Origin of the sequence: Tunturiibacter empetritectus (assembly GCF_014201375.1) — a bacterium.
Classification (GTDB): Bacteria; Acidobacteriota; Terriglobia; order Terriglobales; family Acidobacteriaceae; genus Edaphobacter; species Edaphobacter lichenicola_D.
The window spans coordinates 553,246-572,513 of the sequence record NZ_JACHDZ010000002.1; the positions used below are offsets into that span (position 1 = coordinate 553,246).

The 19,268-nt window shown below is 58.3% G+C and carries 16 protein-coding genes, 1 tRNA gene and 1 pseudogene; 11 read left to right on the forward strand and 7 right to left on the reverse strand.

The window, feature by feature from the left end:
• The first annotated feature begins 19 nt into the window (after positions 1–19).
• Positions 20–913, forward strand: coding sequence for a LysR family transcriptional regulator (locus HDF10_RS08350; RefSeq protein ID WP_183812348.1), 894 nt, complete (start codon positions 20–22; stop codon positions 911–913).
• A 32-nt stretch (positions 914–945) separates the two neighbouring features.
• Here the strand turns inward: HDF10_RS08350 and HDF10_RS21365 are convergent.
• Together HDF10_RS21365 and HDF10_RS08355 are read right to left on the reverse strand one after the other, a co-directional pair.
• A pseudogene (locus HDF10_RS21365) lies at positions 946–1,710 on the reverse strand (S8 family serine peptidase); the annotation flags it as partial.
• Positions 1,711–1,941: 231 nt separating this feature from the next.
• Positions 1,942–2,199: a hypothetical protein gene (locus HDF10_RS08355; protein WP_183812350.1), complete on the reverse strand. Its 258-nt coding sequence runs from the start codon at positions 2,197–2,199 to the stop codon at positions 1,942–1,944.
• A 213-nt stretch (positions 2,200–2,412) separates the two neighbouring features.
• Here HDF10_RS08355 and HDF10_RS08360 point away from each other — a divergent pair, with 213 nt between their 5' ends.
• Positions 2,413–2,910, forward strand: a complete 498-nt coding sequence (locus HDF10_RS08360; RefSeq protein WP_311732702.1) for a tyrosine-type recombinase/integrase — start codon at positions 2,413–2,415, stop codon at positions 2,908–2,910.
• A gap of 29 nt (positions 2,911–2,939) precedes the next feature.
• Here HDF10_RS08360 and HDF10_RS08365 read toward each other — a convergent pair.
• Positions 2,940–3,015: transfer RNA gene (locus HDF10_RS08365), tRNA-Ala, on the reverse strand.
• Between the two features lie 210 nt (positions 3,016–3,225).
• Here HDF10_RS08365 and HDF10_RS08370 point away from each other — a divergent pair.
• The 8 genes from HDF10_RS08370 to HDF10_RS08405 all read left to right on the forward strand — a co-directional run bounded on the left by HDF10_RS08370 (position 3,226) and on the right by HDF10_RS08405 (position 10,797).
• Positions 3,226–3,930: an RNA polymerase sigma factor gene (locus HDF10_RS08370; RefSeq protein ID WP_183812352.1), complete on the forward strand. Its 705-nt coding sequence runs from the start codon at positions 3,226–3,228 to the stop codon at positions 3,928–3,930.
• Complete coding sequence (locus HDF10_RS08375) at positions 3,927–4,610, forward strand: zf-HC2 domain-containing protein (protein ID WP_183812354.1); 684 nt, start codon at positions 3,927–3,929, stop codon at positions 4,608–4,610. The genes HDF10_RS08370 and HDF10_RS08375 overlap by 4 nt, the downstream gene beginning before the upstream one ends.
• A gap of 34 nt (positions 4,611–4,644) precedes the next feature.
• Positions 4,645–5,004, forward strand: coding sequence for a nuclear transport factor 2 family protein (locus HDF10_RS08380; protein ID WP_183812356.1), 360 nt, complete (start codon positions 4,645–4,647; stop codon positions 5,002–5,004).
• 151 nt (positions 5,005–5,155) lie between these two features.
• Positions 5,156–6,886: a hypothetical protein gene (locus HDF10_RS08385; protein ID WP_221271544.1), complete on the forward strand. Its 1,731-nt coding sequence runs from the start codon at positions 5,156–5,158 to the stop codon at positions 6,884–6,886.
• 239 nt (positions 6,887–7,125) lie between these two features.
• Complete coding sequence (gene rnc, locus HDF10_RS08390) at positions 7,126–7,956, forward strand: ribonuclease III (protein WP_183812360.1); 831 nt, start codon at positions 7,126–7,128, stop codon at positions 7,954–7,956.
• On the forward strand, positions 7,953–8,822 hold the full coding sequence (gene lepB, locus HDF10_RS08395; protein WP_183812362.1) for a signal peptidase I: 870 nt from the start codon (positions 7,953–7,955) through the stop codon (positions 8,820–8,822). The genes rnc and lepB overlap by 4 nt, the downstream gene beginning before the upstream one ends.
• Positions 8,823–8,903: 81 nt before the next feature.
• A complete protein-coding gene (locus tag HDF10_RS08400) occupies positions 8,904–10,316 on the forward strand; it encodes a sigma-54 dependent transcriptional regulator (protein WP_183812364.1) in 1,413 nt (470 codons plus the stop codon).
• Positions 10,317–10,509: 193 nt separating this feature from the next.
• Positions 10,510–10,797 carry a hypothetical protein gene (locus HDF10_RS08405; RefSeq protein WP_183812366.1) on the forward strand — a complete coding sequence of 96 codons (288 nt, stop codon included), beginning with the start codon at positions 10,510–10,512 and terminating at the stop codon, positions 10,795–10,797.
• Between the two features lie 159 nt (positions 10,798–10,956).
• Here the strand turns inward: HDF10_RS08405 and HDF10_RS08410 are convergent, their stop codons facing one another.
• The 4 genes from HDF10_RS08410 to HDF10_RS08425 all read right to left on the reverse strand — a co-directional run bounded on the left by HDF10_RS08410 (position 10,957) and on the right by HDF10_RS08425 (position 18,090).
• Complete coding sequence (locus HDF10_RS08410) at positions 10,957–13,104, reverse strand: HlyD family efflux transporter periplasmic adaptor subunit (protein WP_183812368.1); 2,148 nt, start codon at positions 13,102–13,104, stop codon at positions 10,957–10,959.
• Complete coding sequence (locus tag HDF10_RS08415; protein WP_183812370.1) at positions 13,101–14,003, reverse strand: efflux RND transporter periplasmic adaptor subunit; 903 nt, start codon at positions 14,001–14,003, stop codon at positions 13,101–13,103. Before HDF10_RS08415 ends, HDF10_RS08410 begins: the two co-directional genes overlap by 4 nt.
• A gap of 8 nt (positions 14,004–14,011) precedes the next feature.
• Positions 14,012–16,402, reverse strand: coding sequence for a GAF domain-containing protein (locus HDF10_RS08420; RefSeq protein ID WP_183812372.1), 2,391 nt, complete (start codon positions 16,400–16,402; stop codon positions 14,012–14,014).
• A gap of 248 nt (positions 16,403–16,650) precedes the next feature.
• Positions 16,651–18,090: a trypsin-like peptidase domain-containing protein gene (locus tag HDF10_RS08425; protein WP_183812374.1), complete on the reverse strand. Its 1,440-nt coding sequence runs from the start codon at positions 18,088–18,090 to the stop codon at positions 16,651–16,653.
• A 436-nt stretch (positions 18,091–18,526) separates the two neighbouring features.
• On the opposite strand from HDF10_RS08425, the gene HDF10_RS08430 reads away from it, so the two are divergent.
• Positions 18,527–19,219: a GNAT family N-acetyltransferase gene (locus tag HDF10_RS08430; RefSeq protein ID WP_183812376.1), complete on the forward strand. Its 693-nt coding sequence runs from the start codon at positions 18,527–18,529 to the stop codon at positions 19,217–19,219.
• Positions 19,220–19,268: the final 49 nt, after the last annotated feature.

The following is a 19,268-nucleotide window of genomic DNA, read 5'->3' on the forward strand; positions in this document are numbered from 1 at the left end:
CTCACGCGGAGATTCATGCATGCGACGTCCCAAGGTAAAGTTGGACAATCTGGTCGCTATCATAACTGTTGCGGAAAAGCACGATATAGACGTTGCAGCTGGCGAAATGGGTTTGACGGCCTCGGCTGTCAGAAAGCAGATCGAGGTGGTCGAAAGCACGCTGGGTGTGCGACTCTTCGAGGGTAAGAAGGGCAATCTGATGCCTACGGAGGACGGTGAGCTATTCCTGGTAGATGCAAAAAGATCGGTCGAGCACGCGCTCCTAGCAGAAGAAAAGACGTTAGCGCGCCAAGCGCTCAGGAGGCACCAATTCTTAATTGGACACTCGACGTATCTTTCACCCAGGCTAATCGCACTCGTCAACCAGATTGGCATTGAGGACACACCACTGATACGCATCCAGCACATCAGCGGATTGACATCGGCTATAGTCCGACGCGTGCTTGAGGGATCGCTTCACGCGGGCTTTGGCTTCTTACCCATCCCCAATCCGGAACTGATGGTACACCCCATCTTTGAAGAGCCATTAGTCGCCTGCATTCCAAGCACCCATAAACTGACGATGAAGCCTTCGATCTACCCGCACGACCTAGAGGATGAGGCGATTATCGCCGTAGCGAGAGAGCCATTGCCTCAGCTACATCAACAGATCGAAGAGCATTTCGGGGAGTTTGGTATCAAACTTCACGTTGTGGCAGATGCGTTCGCACCACCGGAGGCACTGACGTATGTGGCACAAAAGGTTGGTATCTGTCTGCTTGCACGCACGTCTATCGTCGTTCAGCCGGGGATCACCGTCAAGCCTCTCTCGACGCGTGTATTGATGCGTAGAAGCGGCATCTTTATCCGTGCGGACAATCGTTCTCCTCTGGTACAGAAGCTGAGTCGATGCCTAAGTTGGATGGGATCATGACCTCCTAATACTTCGGCCAGGTCGCCGTAGAGTGCGAGACCGGACATGGCGGTCCCGTGTCCTCGCCATACGGAGCTATCTCCCCCCGGCCAATTCGCGTCATAGACATGGACATCGGCAGGGTCGAGACCGAGTCGCAGCAGGGGATGTGCTTGTGTCACGCCGCTGTCAAGAATGCAGACCGCGATGGCTTCTGGACCCGCCGCAGTGATTCGCTGAACAAGATCATCCACTACCGCCGCCTGTTCATCATTTCGCAATGCCAGGAACGTGGAAGGTGTGTCTTTGGCCCGCCTTACTTCGGCAACTGCATTCGACTCCATCACTACGCGGCCAACTTCAGTTTGCGTGCCGAAAGCTAAGACAACCTCTCGCTCAGGAAAGCTGATCCTTTCAGCGGACGTCCGCAGTTCGTGCAATCTGGCGATCTGCTCGAACGCCTCATGACTATCCCGCCGCAACCAGATTTCCCACCATCTCGCATCAGGAAGGTCATCGGGATCGTCCATTAGGACTGATCGAAAGGCCCCGAGTGCAATTGAATCGATTCGCGCGACAAGCGCCTCATTCTTGGGCCGTCCGCCTTCAGTAGCTTGTCTGGTGTCCGTCGCTGGCCGAGGCGCGGTTTCTTCAGTGCGATACCTCTCGATCTTCTTGAGAAAATATTGTTCTGCCCGCATGGGCACGAAAACAGTTGCGGAAATGCCATCTTGCCCGCGATCAGTTACCGAAAGCAGCTCAATCTTCTGTCTGCGATCTTCCAGCTTCTCTACGATCTTCTCCGAGCCACGAGGCATGCGAAATTCGAGATAAAAGCCTTCAGGATTGTATTGGGGATCACGAACTCTACGAGCTTCCAGTCCGGCGTGGAGTTCGCCAAGAGGGTGTTCAGGGACTGCAAAACAGCTTCCGCATGTGCCTCCCGGTCCCGGATTGGCGGCGGGGGAGTACGAGCCATTCCCGGAGAAATGTATGGCTCCGGTCGCCCCGTCGCCTGCACGTAAATGTGATCACGATTCCGGGGTAGTTCAGGCATGTGTCGTTTCGGATAATTCCAGGCTCTTTGAAGATGAGGTCCGTTCGTCTAGTGCTGAGAGCAGGCTGGAGGTAGTGACGTGACTTTGCTCTTGCAGCAAGGCATGCTTGACGGCGTCCTCGGCGGCTCGGCTGACGTCTGCTTGACTAAGACCTCGGACCTTCTCAACGACCACCTTCCAATCAATGTCTTTCCCCGCGAATGTCGCGAGGCGACTCGTGATGATGCGGCGGATCACCTTCCAGGACATGCAATGCGCCTATCTCGGCTCACCGATAGTGGAAAACGGGGGTGAAACCCTGACGTCTGTTGATCTGGGCTGGGCCTGGTTTTGTGATGGCTGACTGTGTCCTCTTCCGGCCGAGTGAAGCGGACAAAGCTGGGTGCGAACCAAATCACCCGGTGCGCTCCGGGGTGCGCTCTGACCTAGGCGGATGTGAACACAATTACGCTCGAAGTGAACGTGCTTCGCTCATGTGTTCGCAACCGCTTCGGGAATGGCAAGAGTCCGGCCTCGCGGAAGCCTGTTCCGCTGCATCCTTTAGTGCTCCAAGCGTTGTTGGAGTGGAAGCGGGAGTCCCTTTACCGGGGCGAAGCCGACTTCCTCTTTGCGTCGCTTCGTCTCAAGGGAGCGAAACCGCTGGGGCCGGACAATCTGCTCAAGCGGTACATTCGTCCGGCAGTGAAGCGGGCGGGCATTGAAGGGAAGATTATCGGCTGGCACAACTTCCGTCATTCGCTGGCAACCAACCTGCGGGCGATGGGGGTAGACGTGAAGGTGGCGCAGGAACTATTGCGGCACGCAAACGTCCGGACGACGCTCGATATTTACACCCGCGCGGTCTCGCAGCAGAAGCGAGACGCCAACGCAAAGGTCGTGGAGATGATGCTTCCGGGTGCCCCGAAAAAGCTTCAGCACCCTACAGCACCCTTGGAGCTTCCGGAGGCTGTCGGGCAATGACGCTAAACTACTCAATCTGTATGGTTTGTTGGTGGACCTGATCGGGATCGAACCGATGACCTCTTCCATGCCATGGAAGCGCGCTCCCAGCTGCGCCACAGGCCCACTCTCAGGAAGTACTCTTTCTATTCTGGCCGAGAGCGCGATATTAGTCAACGTGCGCGGGAACTTATCTCCCATGTCCCGGTGTCTAAAGCTAATAGAGTGAGCGAGCACTCGGCCGCCGGCGGCGCAGTTCCTAACACCTTTTTAGAGTGTCGCACGCTCGAAAGTTGCATAGCGATTCATCACGTCGTAATGTAAAGGACACCCGATATGCAGGCGGGCACGATAGTGGGCAATCTAGCCAGCGCGATAGGCATCACCACAGAAGACGTCGCTCTCATCGCTGACCTCAAGGCCGGCTCCGAGGAGGCGTTCGCTGTGCTCATCGCGCAGTACCATCAGCCGCTCTACTCCCTCATCGCACGCAGCCTCAACGACCCGGCCGACGCCTCCGACATCACCCAGGAAGTCTTCATCAAGGTATTCCGCAGCATTCGCGGCTTCCACGGCGAAGCCAGCCTGCGCACCTGGCTCTATCGCATCGCACTCCACGAAGCCTCCAACCAGAGACGATGGTGGTCTCGCCACAAAAAGCAAGAGATCACCATCGACTCCTCCTTCGAGTCCGATCCGGATGCGGAAAATAGTCATCTCAGCCTCGCATCGACACTCGCCGATCAGTCCGACTCTCCCTTCGACCACGCCGTTCAAGCTGAAGTTCGCGAGCGCGTCGAAGCCGCCCTTCGCCAGATACCCGAGGCCTTTCGCACCGTAGTCATCCTGCGCGAGATCGAAGGCTTCGCCTATGAAGAGATCGCCGAGATCCTCAACGTCAACCTTGGCACTGTGAAGTCGCGACTCACCCGTGGCCGCTCCGCCCTTCGCGCAATCCTGAACGCCGACGGCGCCCTCGCTGCAACCAACTCTGCGACTTCCATAGACCCTCAGACGTCTAAGCTTGAGGTGGCCCGATGACCCCCCTGACCTGTCTGAAGTGCCAATCTTCTTTCTCGGCGTATCTCGATGGCGATGTCAGCGGAAAGCAGATGCAGAAGATCGCATCCCATCTCGAGAGCTGTGCCGACTGCAAGCGAGAGTTTGCCGCATGGCGAACCACCCTCAACGCGCTCTCGTCCGTTGGCCCGGCCAAGCCACCTGCTGACTTGGCGCTTCGGCTTCGGCTTGCTATCTCGCACGAGCAGTCCAAACGCAAATCGAACTGGATCGATACCGTGAGCCTCAAGTGGGACAACACAGCTCGTCCGATGCTTCTCCAGGTCTCCGCAGGTTTCGCGGGCACCATCGCACTCGTCGGCAGCATCGCGCTTCTTCTCGGACTCTTCGCTGCGCCGGAGCCCGTGATGGCGAACGACGAGCCCCTCGGCGCCATGACCTCTCCCCACTATCTCTACTCCTCGGTCAACCCGCACGCCATCCTCACCGATCACGACGGAGTCATCGTCGTTGAGGCCAGCGTGAACTCAGAGGGGAAGGTCTATGACTACCGCATCGTCTCCGGCCCTGAGAGTTCTGCGGTCCAGAGCCAGGTGGTCGACCAGCTATTGACCAGCGTCTTCCAGCCGGCCAGCGTCTTCGGTGCTCCGGTGCGCGGGCGCGTCGTGCTGACGTTCTCAGGCATCTCCGTCCGCGGCTAGAAAGCCAATCGCCCTCCAATAAAAGTAAAAGTCCATGCAGACTGACCGCGAACTTCTCGCCTCCGCCTACAAACACTTCAACGCCCGCGACATCGACGCCGTCCTCAACCTCATGCACCACGATGTGGACTGGCCCAACGCGATGGAGGGCGGTCGCGTCCACGGCCACCATGCCGTGCGGGACTACTGGACACGCCAGTGGGCCATCCTCGACCCTCGGGTCGAACCCACGGATTTCACCTCCGAACCCGACGGCCGCACCGGAGTTCATGTCCATCAGGTCGTTCGCGATCTCACCGGCAAAGTCTTCGTCGATCACATGGTGCAACACATCTATCTTGTGCAAGATGGCCTTATTCGCAGCATGAAAATTAGCGAAACTCCCCTCTCCTGAATTGGCCCATTCCGTGGACAGGTTGCCTCTCACACCTTCGCTCCCATAAACTTCACGGGAGCGTCGAATCCATATCGTGTCCCTTTCAGCAAAACCGTCTTCCTCTCGCCATCCCGCCTTTCTCTCCGTGTGTCTCGCGTCGTCGCTTTTCTTGGCGCCTCTCGCTGTCCTAGCCCAATCAAGCTCCTCCAGCAGCAGTTCTGAGGGCAATCCCGACGCGACCATCTCGAAGGAGCCCCCCACCAAATCCGCGCCTCGCATCGCTCAACCCGAAGCCGGCGGCTCGGCCATCACGCTTGAAACCAGCGAGCCCCTCTTCGATCTTGCCGTTGCGCTAAACGTCTGCGGCTACGACGCCGACCTCGCCAACTCCGCCCCGGTGCGCCTCAGAATTCGCGATGACATCAACGCGCAGGTTGCCGCCTCCCCCGAAGCTCGCGCCAGCAGGGACGCGCTCTGCGGCTATGTCCGTGAGCACACGCTCAACGACGCCAGCCTAAACCTCGCCCAGTACATCTCGCTCGCTCTCTATCTCTCCCCGCCCCCAAGCCTCTCCCCCATCGTCGGCGAAACAGAGCTGCCGCCCGACTCCACCCAAGTCGTCAACATCCTCCCGCTCCTCAGAACCTTCGCCGACGACGTACACCTCCACGCCATCTGGGTCGAACATCGTCCCGAGTACGAAGACCTCCTCAAGCGCGTCCACGACCCACTCACGCGAACGATCCTCAACACCAACGTCTATCTCCATCTCCCGGTTAGCAGCTACGATGGGCGCCGCTTCCTCGTTCTCCTCGAGCCCATGCTCTCTTCCTCCACCACCAACGCCCGCATCTATTCGAACGACTACATCGTCGTCACTTCGCCCGCGGCCGAACCCCTCGGCGCAGTCCACATGGACGACATCCGCCACAGCTATCTTCACTATGAGATCGAGCCTCTGGTCTACTCTCGCGCCTCCGCGATGGAGCGCCTCCAGCCTCTGCTCAAAGCCGTTCAGGATGCGCCGCTCGACTACACCTTCAAGACTGAGATCGTGCCTCTCATCACCGAGTGCCTCATCAAAGCTGTCGAAGCCCGAACCATGGACGTTGGCATCTCCAAGCCAACCAAGCCCACCACGGTCAAGCAGCGCGCCGAGATCGAGCAGTACAACGCCGACCTGAGCGCCTACGAGCGTGAAGCCGAAGCCACCCGCCGCAAGGCAGTCGATCTCGCCATGCGCCAGGGGTGGGTCCTCACCGAGTACTTCTACAACCAGGTCGGTCAGATGGAGAAAGAGTCCGTCAGCCTCAAGGAGTACATGGGCGAGATGGTCTACGGCATGGACGTTGAGCGCGAGCGCCATCGTGCCCAGCAGGTCGCCTTCCTCCCCTCCGGCAGCCGCGATGTCTTGCGCCGCGCCCCGCAGCAGCTCACCGGCCTGCAACTCGCCGAAGAGAAGATCTTCAGGGGCGACCTCGACGGCGCCTCCGACATCGCCAACAAAGTTCTCGCCGATCCCAAAGGCGACCACGCCCAGGCCCACTACGTCCTCGCCCGCGTAAACCTCATGCAGCGCCAGCCCGGAGCCGCCTTCGCCGACTTTCAGGAGGTACTCGACTCCTCCAAAGACCCCCGAACCCTCGCCTGGTCGCACATCTACCTGGGCCGCCTCTACGACGTCAAAGACGATCGCAAGAAGGCCGTTGCCGAGTACCAGGCCGCGCTCACCGTACGCGACGCCCAGCCCGACACCAAAGCAGCCGCCGAAAAGGGAATCAAGGAGCCTTTCGTCGCGCCAAAAGTCGCTCATCAACAGCAAGAAGAAGATGACGACGCCCCGCTGGACCCCAGTGGCAAAGCCGAAAAAGACGCCTACCGCCCCCCGCCTCCACACTAGGGCATTGCCGTTGCTCTTGCCGTTGTTTTTTTTGCTTGTCATCCCGGGATCTGCTTCTGTCTTTGTTTTGCTAGTCGCTGCCCATGGCCATGACAAACCCGTTGGCACCATAGGGATCCACCCGACCACCTGCCGCAGGAGTAAGCTTTCCCTGAAATCCGCTTCATTCCTTTACCATCGAGCGTCTACCCCTTAGCACGAGGCCGTCTCCCTCCGGTAAAGTAGAGCAGGGAAGTTCTATGACGACGCGTCACAAAAAGCCCGGACGATCGCAGTCGAACGCCGCCCCCCCGGCCCTGTTCGATCACATCTTCCAGCGTCCCGAACTCCTCACCTGGGCCCTCACCCACCGTTCCCTCGCCTACGAGACCAACCCCGAGACCCTCCCCGACCCGGCCGCCGACAACGAGCAGCTCGAGTTCGTCGGCGACGCCGTCCTCGGTCTCGCCGTCGCCGAAGCTCTCTTCCGCCGCTTCCCAGCCTCTCGCGAGGGCGAACTAACCCGCCTCCGCGCCTCCCTCGTCAGCCGCAGCCACCTCGGCGAGGTGGCTGCCCGCATCGACCTCGGCTCGCTCCTCCGTCTCGGTCGTGGCGAAGAGCAAAGCGGCGGCCGCAAGAAACCCGCCCTCTTGGCCAACGCCCTCGAAGCCGTCATCGCGGCCCTCTATCTCGATGGAGGCCTCGACGCCGCCCGCGCCTTCATCGAAAGACACATCATCGAGCCCGCCCTCCCCGACCTCAACCTTGCGCTTCATGGCAGCAAGACCTTCAGCGGCGCCATCGGCGACCACAAATCCGCCTTGCAAGAACATCTTCAAGCCACCGGCGCAGGCCAGCCGCAGTACGTCCTCACCGACCAGAGCGGCCCCGACCACCAAAAACGCTTCCGCGTCGAGGTTCGCATCGAAGACAAATCCGGCGGCTCCCGCGCCCTCGCCGAATCTGAAGGCTCCACCAAGAAACAAGCGCAACAAGCCGCAGCCCGCCTCGCCTTCGAGCGTCTCATCGCCGAAGCCCGCATGGTCGCCGAAGCAGCCGCCCTCGACGTAACCGCGGAGGTGGTCGAATGACCCAACCCGCCGTCGTCTCCAGCCATCCCGACACACACAGCCCTTTCACTACCACCGGCGCCCCGCAATCGCGCAAGCCTGCTCCGAACCCCACTCACCGCCGCCACCCGGTCCATCACGACAGGCCCAGCGTCTTCACCGCCCTCCAATCCCTTCTGCACCTCATCGTCATCGCCATCTTCATCATCACCTTCTGCGTGCAGCCCTTCCGCATCCCCTCAGAATCCATGGAGTCCACCCTACTCGTCGGCGACTTCCTCCTCGTCGACAAGCAGGCCGCAGCCCCCGACGGCGCCGGCACCCTCCTCCCCGCCGCCGCCATCCACCGCGGCGACATCATCGTCTTTCACGACCCAGTCGACGCCTCCCTCCACCTCGTCAAGCGCGTCATCGGCCTCCCCGGCGACCACCTCCGCCTCCGCGATGGCCGCGTCTACATCAACGGCCACGCCCTCACCGAGCCCTACGCCGTCTACCGCCCCAGCCCGCCCGATAACTTCCGCGACAACTTTCCCCGCCTCCACAGCGCCGATCCCGAGATCGACTCCCACTGGTGGATCCGCATGCGCTCCCTCATCGAAAACAACGAGCTCATCATCCCCACCGGCAACTACTTCGTCCTCGGCGACAACCGCAACGACAGCGAAGACAGCCGCTACTGGGGCTTCGTCCCCCGCGAAGCCATCGTAGGCAAACCCCTCGTCATCTACTTCTCCCTCCAGACCCACGAAGCCGACGACACAGACGGCACCGGCGCCAGCATAGCCCAATCCGCCACCGCCACTCCCACCCGCCGCCACCCCGGCAAAATCGACTCCGTAGTCGACTTCGCCCGCTGGGGCCGCACCTTCCAAATCGTCCGCTAACCAGATCATTTATAAGAGAACTTCCGAATAATTCCAGCTTTGCTGTAATGTCGAAAGAACTCTTTCCAACTGAGGCTGTGCGTGGCATCGATTGCAACTGCAGCAGGACTCCATGACGGACTAAAGTTGCTCTTTGCAACCAGCGATGACGCGGCCCTCCATGATATCGGCCAGGAGCTGGCACCTGCGTTCTTCATCCGCATGGCTCCAGACTCGGTAGCCCTCTTCCAAAGCCTCGCAGAGCAAACCCCCGAGATCGTCGTCATCGATCTCGACACGATCGTTCCCACCGGCACCGACGTCTTCGCTTACATCGAATCCGTGCGTGCCGCCGCGCCGCAGATCTTATGCCTCGCCATCTCGCGCACCCCTCTGCGAAATGCACGCCAGCGCACAAAAAAAGCAGGCGGAGACGAGTTCCTCCTCGCGCCGGTAGACTTTCCCGAACTCCGAGAGTATCTGCTGGAGGCGGGCACCCGCCATCGCGAGCGGCTCGAAGCAAACCAGCTGCGCAGCGAGATTGCCCGCAAGAGCACCTTCTGCGAGATGATCGGCGGAAGCGAAGCCATGCAACGCGTCTATGAGATCCTCCGCCGCGTGGCATCGAGCAACAGCACCGTCATGTTGCGCGGAGAGAGCGGAACCGGAAAAGAACTCGCCGCCCGCGCCATCGTCTCCCTGAGCCCTCGCCGCAACCAGCCCATGATCAGCGTCAACTGCGCCGCCCTCCCCGAGACCCTGATGGAGTCCGAGCTCTTCGGCCACGAAAAAGGATCCTTCACCGGGGCTCACGCCGCCCATCCCGGACAGATCGAACTAGCCGACGGCGGAACGTTATTCCTCGACGAGATCGGCTCGCTCAGCCTGCCGCTCCAGAGCAAGCTGCTGCGCGTGCTCCAGGAGCGGGTCGTCCAGCGAATCGGCGGCAAAAGCCCGCGAAAGATAGATTTCAGGCTGATCGCCGCGACCAACGACAATCTGGACCAGATGGTAAAGAGGGGTCAGTTTCGTGAAGACCTCTACTACCGGATCTGCGTCATCCCCGTCTTCCTTCCACCCTTGAGGGAGCGGACAGGAGATGTGCCCCTCCTGCTGGACCACTATCTCAGGATGTATTGCACGGCAGGAGATCTGCCGCAGAAGCGTTTTTCGCCCGAAGCTTTGCAGGTTCTGGAGACAAGCACCTGGCCGGGCAATGTAAGGGAGCTGGAAAATCTAGCCCAGCGCCTGGCCCTCATGGTTGACGGCGATCTGATTGAAGTTCACCATCTTCCGGATAAGGTGATCTACGAGAATACGGCGAAACAGGACGAGATCCTGGTGCCTGCGGACGGCCTCGATCTCGACGATGAGCTGGCCCGTATCGAAGTCGCCTATCTCACGGCGGCACTACGCAGGGCTGGCACCAAGAACGGAGCGGCCACCCTGTTGCAGATCTCCAAGGAAAAGATGAAGTACCTCTGCCGAAAATATCAGCTCAATCAGGAGGGTTGAAATTTAACCCCCGTAGGGTTAAATTTGCCCCTAGGCGCAGGCTCCTGGAGACATAGAAGACATCGGCAGTGCAGGAGACCCCACAAATCACCTAGTTTTCGCGTGGAACGAGTTCCTTAGCGTTTGGCACGGGGATTGCAATCATGTATGGCAACAGCCACTAGCTGATTCAGACATTCGGAGGAAACACATCATGGCTATCCAGAAGAAATCATTGATCAGCAACCTCGAGTCAACCAAGAAGTCTGCCCCAGCCACCAAGAGCGCAAAGTCCGACGTGTCGGTATCGAACGCTCCAGTGGCCAGCCGTGTCATGCTGGCGAAGAAGGCCGCTGGCGGCGTCTCCCTGTCCAAACAAGCTCACCTGTCCAAGCAGGTCTCGCTCTCCAAACAGGCCCACCTGTCCAAGCAGGTCTCGCTCTCCAAACAGGCCACCCTGTCCAAGCAGATCTCTCTCTCCAAGAGAGCGGTGGAGTTATAGAAGCAGATATCTGCCAATTGGGCCTCTCTGACCAGATTTGATTGCACGCTTTTCGGTTTAGGCCGACGATGTTTCTTTGGATGTCTGTTCGTGGTTCTCTTATCGAAGTACGGAAAAGAGGAAGAGTTACGGCTCTTCCTCTTTCTCGTTAAGCTCTCCTTACCAGATCTTCCGATCGAAAAACTCCCTTAGCTCTTTGCCGATGAGACCCATGACGCTTCGACGTTGTACCGTGATCTTTGCCGTTCCAGTCATGCCATCGTGCAGAGTGCCATCGTTGGGTATCAATGCGTCGGCGACATAGTACTTCAGGATGTCTTCTTTCCCGCTCTTAGGCCCCTCGAGCGCGGCCGCCAAAGCCTCCGGTGCCGCCTGCATATACTCCAGGCGAGTGGTAGCCGGTGAGAATCGCCCATCCACCAGCAGATGAACCTTGGCCCCGTTCTGCACTCGCGGCACAGCATATTCCAGGACAAACATCCGAACCCGCATCTCTTCGGTCTCGCCTATCTCTGCAATCGTGGCACCGGCATCCAAGTACGTGCCCGCGAGATCCCGCAGATGCGACGTCATCACCGTACCCGCTATGGGCGCGCTCGGGGCAAGCTGTTCGGTCTCCTCCTGTGCGATGGTTCGCTCTACTCCCGCGCGCGTATGTTCCTGCGACACAGAGCTAAGATCAGCCTGCGTTAGCTGAGCCTGCACCCGTTTCACACCGGTAAGAGTGAACTCCTCCTGTGATCTCGTACGCCCGGCATCTACCTGAGCGTTTTGCATTCTGACTAAGGGCTCCCCAACAATAACGCTCTGCCCCTCAGCAACCAGCACCTCTGCAACCCGGCCGGGAACGATCGTTCTCACAACCTCGCGCCGGCTTGGCTCCAGGACAAACCTGGCGCTTACTGTTTCGTGCAGGACGGGTGCGAACAAAAGAGCCAGAAGAACAGCCGCAGCCACACTAAAGCGAGTGGCAGTGAACCACGATCGAACCCGGTCTTTTTTGTCCAGATACACAGTTTGAACGAACCTCAGAAAGATGCGAATACGCGAGCGAAAGATGACCACTGCTAGAGCCAGAGCGGGCACGAACGCCCAGTCGGGGCTGTACTTCAGAAAGACGTTATGGCTGAAACGTATCACGGTGTACAGAAGACTGTAGCTATAAACGCCAGAGAGGACGGCATACAGAAGATAGCCGAAACGCCGGCGCCTGGGTACATACTCCACCTCGACAGGAAGCCGAAAGATGCTTCCCCTTACAAGACTCGAAAGGTACGCCGTCGACTTCTCCTTGATATCCGAGAAGCCAATCACCTCGGAAAAAGCGTAGTAGCCGTCCAGCTTGATCAACGGATTCATATTCACAACGATCACCGCGACACCCGTCAACAGCATGATCTTGTACGCAAGATCGTGCGCGTCGCTTCCTGCAGGCGTCCCCCACCACACGATCGTCGCAATGGCACAGAAGATCATCTCCACCCATATCCCGGCGATGATCGTAACCAGACGTTGCCAGCGGTTCGCGTAGACCCAGGCTTCACTCACATCAACGAAGAATGCTGGAGTCAGAAAGATGAGATGAAAGCCCATCGCATGGACCTCTGCTCCGTAGTGTTTGCAAGTCAGCCCATGTGCGGACTCATGAAAGAACCCCAGTATCAAAAACAGAATCCAGAACTCCGCAAGATCGGATGCGCTCTTCTCCGTGAACGTATAAAACTGAACGGTATCTCGACCAATCTGAGCCCAGTTCGCGAAGAACAAAACCGTCATGAATCCGAACAGAAGCAGCGTAAGCCCAGTAAACCATCGTGAGTAGAGCCAGCGGGAGTAAGGATAGATCCAATTGAAGTATCGGTCAGGATCCCACGCAGAGAACTGCATGTGCGAGATGTCACCCCACTTCGACTTGCGATTGGTATGTTGATGCCTGCTGCTTTCAAGCTTCTGCTGCAGCGCAATATTTTTTTCGAGCGGTGTCTTGTACCAGAAATCCGCGTCATCCAGGCCGCCGGCGAACTCCTTCAGATCATCCGTGCTATAGACCACGCCATAAAGCTCCGCATGGGCCGCCGCTACCTCTTCGTACGAGCGTGTTCCATCGAACAACTCCACAATTCGCCACTGCTCTGGGCTAAATCGATAGATCTTGTCCGTGCCGCGAATGAGCGCAACAATAATCGGCGCCCCATCTTCCACATTTTCGCGGAACACCAGCGCAGGATCCAGCTTCGGATGTGTGCTCCGGCTTCTGCGTGAAGGGAGATCGGGCAGCGCCGCATTGAATGCTTCGGCGAGATTCATCTCGCAATCCGTACCGAGGCGACCGTGCCTGGGATAAGTCCCGGCAGCCGATTCTTCAAAACGGCAGTCACTTCAATCGTGCCGCTGCCAGGGTCGACGACGGGACTCACGTGTGTCACCGTCGCATCGGTCGTCTGCTGGAACTCGGGCGTAGACGATACAGTCACCACCTCCCCCCGCTTCAGCAGAGCTGCCTCTGCCCCGGGCAAAGTGAATCGCACCTCAAGCGGCGACGCGCCCATCACGCGAAAGAGCTTATCTCCGGTCGTTACATATTGACCAAGCCGCACATAGCGTTGCGCCACCACCCCTTTGAAAGGCGCAACGAACTTTGTCTTCTCCAACTCCAGATCAATCGATTGCAGGTTGGCCTTCGCGCTCAGCATCTCCCCGCGCTGCCGCTCCACTTCAAACTGGCTTGCGGCAACCTCGTAGCGGCTGTGGTCATAGGCCTCCTGGGTCGTGATTCCTTCCTTATGCATCGCCTCCGCCCGACGCATATCGGTCTCGCGAACCTGCAGTTCAGACTGCCAGTTCTTCAGGTCTGCTTCAAGACTCTCGACTCTAAACTTGGCCGTGTTGCGATCCGCCTCCAACTGGCGCGAATCGAGCCCCGCCATCAACTGACCTTTCTGCACCACGGTGTCCACATCGGCCGGAAGAGTCACGATCACTCCAGCTCGAAGAGCCACAATATCGAGTTGCTGCTCGAGCGTAATAGGACCGCTAACGACCAGCTCGTGCGGCGGCGCCACGCTCTTCGCGGGCTGAGGGGCTGATGTCTGCCTGGTGCGCGTTCCCTCTCCCTGCACGGCGGGCAGTTGAGCTGTACTCGGAGCGCAACCAAGACACATCGACAAGACAGACGCCGCAATCATCACCGCAAAGAGATGCTTCATTTCGATCCTCACCAGCCAAACCAACTCCAAAGCCTCGACCATGTCCAGAGAGCCGCATCACGAAACAGCACATATCCCAACGGGCGCATCCCCACTCGAATCTTTCCGAGACCCTGCATTCCCGGCCTCAGATCACCCTTCGGATTGGGTACGGCTACTCTCGCAAAGAAGACATGGACGTCGCCCATAGCTTTGCCCGATGGGCTGACCACACTAACCGTCCCGTTAAAGGTTGCGGTCGGGAACGACTCCAGTTTGATATTGGCCGGCGCGCCGGTCCGCAGAAGTTCGACATCCCGCTCCGGTACCGCGACATCCACGACCACGTTCTCCGTGCTCACCAACTCCACCAGCGAATCTCCGCTCGACAGTTTTTTCCCGACAAGATCTTCGACATGCGGCGTCGCAACAACGCCCGCTATCTCCGCATGGACCGTCGTTCGAGAGAGCCTGTCGCTCAACCGCGTCACTTCACCGTGCAGATAGTCCGACTCAAGTTGATGCTGCCCCGCAACCGTCGCATCGTTGTCAATCAGGGCGCGAGTCATCTGTGCCATCGCCGTGTTGTACTTCGCCTGTGCCGCAGCCAGACTCGCCCGCTGACCCCAATCCGTCATTTGAAGCAGCGGAGTTCCAGGCAGCACCGTGTCTCCCTCATGCACGAAGACCTTCTGCACCACGCTGTCTTCTTCCGCGTGAACATATTGAGTCTGGGCCGGGCTCACCTGCGCCTGTCCAACAACCCGCATCGGAAACGGCACCAGGATCAACGCAAGCAGCACGGCAGCGCACGTGGTCAAAATCAGCGCGCGCCGACGCTTCTCAATGGCCATAAAGCGGCGTCTTTTTTCGATGAGAGGCTCGAGTATGCCAATAAACGGAACTTCCTTGTAGAGCGAAGCATTCCGCAAGGCAAGAGTCGCCTGGCTCGCCAGAATCTTGATGATCTCAAAGTGCAGCGTAGTCAGAAAATCCGGATCGGAGCTCTCAAACGACAGTATTCCTAGGGTGCCTTCGTCATCTCCGAGAGGGATGGCATAGAAGCTGCGCGAACCAGTCGTCTCGAAGTAGCGCCGAAATTTCTCGCGGGTCTCAGGCCGCGTATCGCTGATCTCCTCCTCATGTTGCGTGACATAAACCTCCGTCTCCAACCCCGCCACCCAACTGAGCAGGCCATTGAGCGACACGACCTCCGGGCTCGAAAGATCCAGCTTTGTCACCCCGGAGACAGCCTGAACCGTAACTCTGTTTCTCTGTTCCAGTGCAATCGCCGCGCGCTCATACGGAATCACAAGCTGCGGTTGATTCACGATAGCCTGCAGGACCCGCTGCAAATTCAGCGTGGAAGTTATCTCCTGACTCACGCTAACCAGCGTTTGAAGAATCTCAATCTTTCGTTCTGCCTGCAAAAGAGAAGAGTTATGCAGCGCCTGCGCCGCCGATTCGGCCACCTGCGTCAACGTGAAGAGATCGTCATCGCTGAAGCGAAACTCCGGATCATAGCTGACCACCTCAAGCACGCCGGTCAAGGTCTCGTCTTTCACCAAAGGTGCAGCCATCAAGGAACTTGCCGCGGCCTCTGTTGATCGCAGATTCCGCTGTTGCAACGCATCGTCGTCTCCCTGCAACAAAACGGTTTCGCCGGTCTCGCCGACATCTCCCACGATGCCCTCACCCGCCACCTGGCGATCTCCCACTCCCGCGGCCGAATCCTCGCCAGCCTGCTGTATCAGCATCAGATCGTCTTGATCGACCATCCACAAATTGACTACGGTAGCTCCCACGAGATCCTGCACCTTCGCGCAGATCACAGGAAGCAGCTCCTGCATCTCGAGCGTCGCATTGAACACTTTTTCAATGTCGTAAAGTTGCGTGAGCCGAAGCACCGAAGCCAGGCCGGCATTTCGTTCCGACTCATAAAGCAGAGCTGCGCCGAAGGCAACCGCCGCACTGTCGGTCAACTCTACGACGGTTTCGAGCACCCCCTCCGTAGGTGGCTCAGAAAAACTAACAATCTCAACGCAGCCCAGTAACTCTTCCTGAAGTAAGACAGGGATATAAGTAAGAGAACTAAAGCTTTGGCGAATATCAAGATGCGCAAAGTCTTCTCGACTCAAATCCTCGGCGCTGAATTGCAGAATCGTGCGCTCCGTTGCCACGGCACCAAGGCCTCCCGAATCGAATGGAATCCCACGCCGGTCGACGGACACATCGCCTACGGCGGCCTTCAACATCCAGGCCGCCCTTTTGCTGTCGAGCAGATACACAAGAATCGAAGACCCCGGCAACAGATCGGAGATGCCGAGCGACAAAATCCGCGCACGAGGGCCGCTCTCCAACTCCCCTAACAGAGAGATCGAAAATCTTTCAAGCAGAGACGCACCAGCCGGATCGTTCAACGCTAGGCCCCAGGAAAACTATGTCGAATATTTCGCTAAATATTATCCTGTCGCGCACAGTCGTGTTGCGTTTTCTTTTTGTGATGAAAGGTCATTCGAACCCTTGTGGCATAACTCTTCTCCCCGTACATGCAATGGAATGCAAGGTGGGCCAGGAACATGGGCGAGGCTATGCCAATAGGCTAAGGATCACCACCATCACCACCCGGTCAGCCGAGCTGTTTGCCAGGCGATCAGCGAAATACCTGCTACTCCACTTCAAAGGCCACATACTGCAAGACCGACTGGCGTTCCACCTCTAATGCTACCGAGTCTCCCGGTTTGAAGTTTGCAAGCTGCTGCCGCAACTCCTCGGTGGTATTCAGCGGCCTCCCGTTGATCGCGCGGACTACGTCCCCTACCTCAAGCGAGGCGAGCGTAGCAGGCTCTCCCGATAGAACGCCGGCCACCACAACCCCACGCTTCGAGCGCAGTCCAGGCAAAGCCGCAGCGATAAAATCATTGAGATCGACCACAAAGATGCCGAGCGAGGGAATAAGATCCTTCTTCGGATTTGTGAGATCCGACAAGCTATCCACCATCGGAAGCGAATCAACCGCGTTGACCGAGAGTGTCATCTGCTTCCCGACGCGTGACACCACCATACGGAGCGGCGCTCCCCGCGTGTGCACATAGAGAAATGCCGTGTACTTTGGAAACGAGTCGATTGGAACGCCATCGATCATCTCCACAATATCGCCAGGTTTCAGCCCCGCTGCTGCGGCCGGCCCACCCATATCCACATCAGAGAAGATCACGCCATGATCTTGAGTCAGCTTCAGGCCCGCGGCAAGGTCAGGAGTGATCGCCTGCGCATGCGCTCCAATTGAAACCGAAGGTACAAATCCGTGCGCTTTCAACTCGTAGTACACAAAGCGAACTACAGGCTCGGGAACCGCGAATCCCAAGCCCTCGCTTCCGCCTCCAGAGCTATAGATAAAGGTGTTGATCCCGATCAAGTTGCCGTCGCGATCGATCAGCGGTCCACCACTATTGCCGGGATTGATCGGCGCATCGGTCTGCACGTACACCATCGGGCGATCCAACTCGGGCTGTCTGCCCACCGCACTGATGATTCCCTTGGTGATCGTATGGTCCAGCCCCTGCGGCGATCCAATCGCAATCACGGTCTGTCCCAAACGCACGTGAAACGGCTCCGGCAGCGCAATCGCAGGAAGGTCGTGAGCCTCGATCTTGATGACCGCAAGATCGGCGTATCGATTCGTGCCGATCAACTTCGCTTCGTAGACGCGCTGCGGATTCGCCAGTTGCGTGTGCCACGTTACCAACTCCACGGTCGTCGGCGCAACGATCACGCGAATGCGAAGCGCACCCGCGACGACGTGGTTGTTGGTCACGATATAGCCGTCCGGATCGACAATAACCCCCGACCCAATCACGCGCTGTCGTTGCAAAGTCGTCGGATCCGCATCGTCGTCGCTGCTTTCCGGTTTTCCAAAGCCGGTAACTTCTATCTGCACCACCGAGTGCATGGCGTGTTCGGCAACCTCATCGATGGCCTGGTCATACTCCCGCAAAATAGCCGACCTGTCGCCGGAAGCACCCGTTGTCTCTGCACTCTGGCCAGAGGCAGGCAACCATACGGAGAGGAATAAAAGAGCAGAGGCAACCGGGATCGCGAGTTTCATTCAAGACTCCTGCATACAAACTGACACTCTACAAATCTAAGTGCTGGCCGCCTCAGTGGCTGACTTTTTTCGACGGCATCCCGCCTCAAGCTTTGAGATCAACTACAAAGATTGCATACATCCCCGGCACGTGGAGTCTTTCAGCCCCTCATCCTCGCAATCCCGAAGAGCAGAATTGAACCCGACGCCGGTTCTCGTTTAGGATTTGAAGGTAGCTAACGGAGGATATGAGATGAGTTCGTCAACTGAGTCGATGTCTTGGGTGGATCGTTGGTGGCCCCTATTGGTCATTCTCTTTGGAGTGATCTTCGTCACGGTTCTGGTCGGCTTTCACCCGGTAAACTAGAAGACGGGTACGGCGCAAGCCGTGCCTTTTCCTTTCCAATCTCGCTAGCCGCGCGCAAAACCTGCACGCCTCCACTGCTATCATGATCCCGTGTCTGAGCCCACTCTCAACCTGGAAGGCTGGAAGCCCGCACACCGGCCTCAACCCATCGTGTTGGACGGCCAATGGGTTCGGCTCGAACCACTCACAGCCGCACACCACGGACACGCAATCTGGTCCGCTGTAAACGGTCATAACTCCGTCTGGGCGTGGCTCGGCGACGGCCCTTATACCTGCGAAAAGGATTGCCTTCAGGCTCTCCTCGCCAAAGAGAACGATACCGCCTCCCGCTTCTTCGCTGTCCTACCCAAACAGACCTCCAGACAGCCCCCGGGGCAAACACAAAGCGCCGCCGGCTACGCCAGCCTCATGCGGATCGACGCGCCCAACGGTGTCATCGAAGTCGGCAACATACTGTTCTCTCCCGAGCTGCAAAGAACGCGTGCCGCAACCGAAACCATCTATCTCCTGGCGCGATATGTCTTCGAGGAGTTGGGCTATCGACGCTACGAGTGGAAGTGCAATGCGCTCAATCTCCCTTCGCGGCGAGCAGCCGAGCGGTTCGGGTTCACCTTCGAGGGCATCTTCCGTCAGCACATGGTAATAAAGAAGCGCAGCCGCGACTCCGCCTGGTACTCCATACTCGATACGGAGTGGCCAAACCGCAAGCGCGCCTTTGAACGCTGGCTCGATCCCGCAAACTTCGATGCAGAGGGACGACAGATCAACCGGCTAACCACATGAGGCACTCTCGCAGATAATCCAACCGAAGCTCAAAACCGATGTTGTCCCA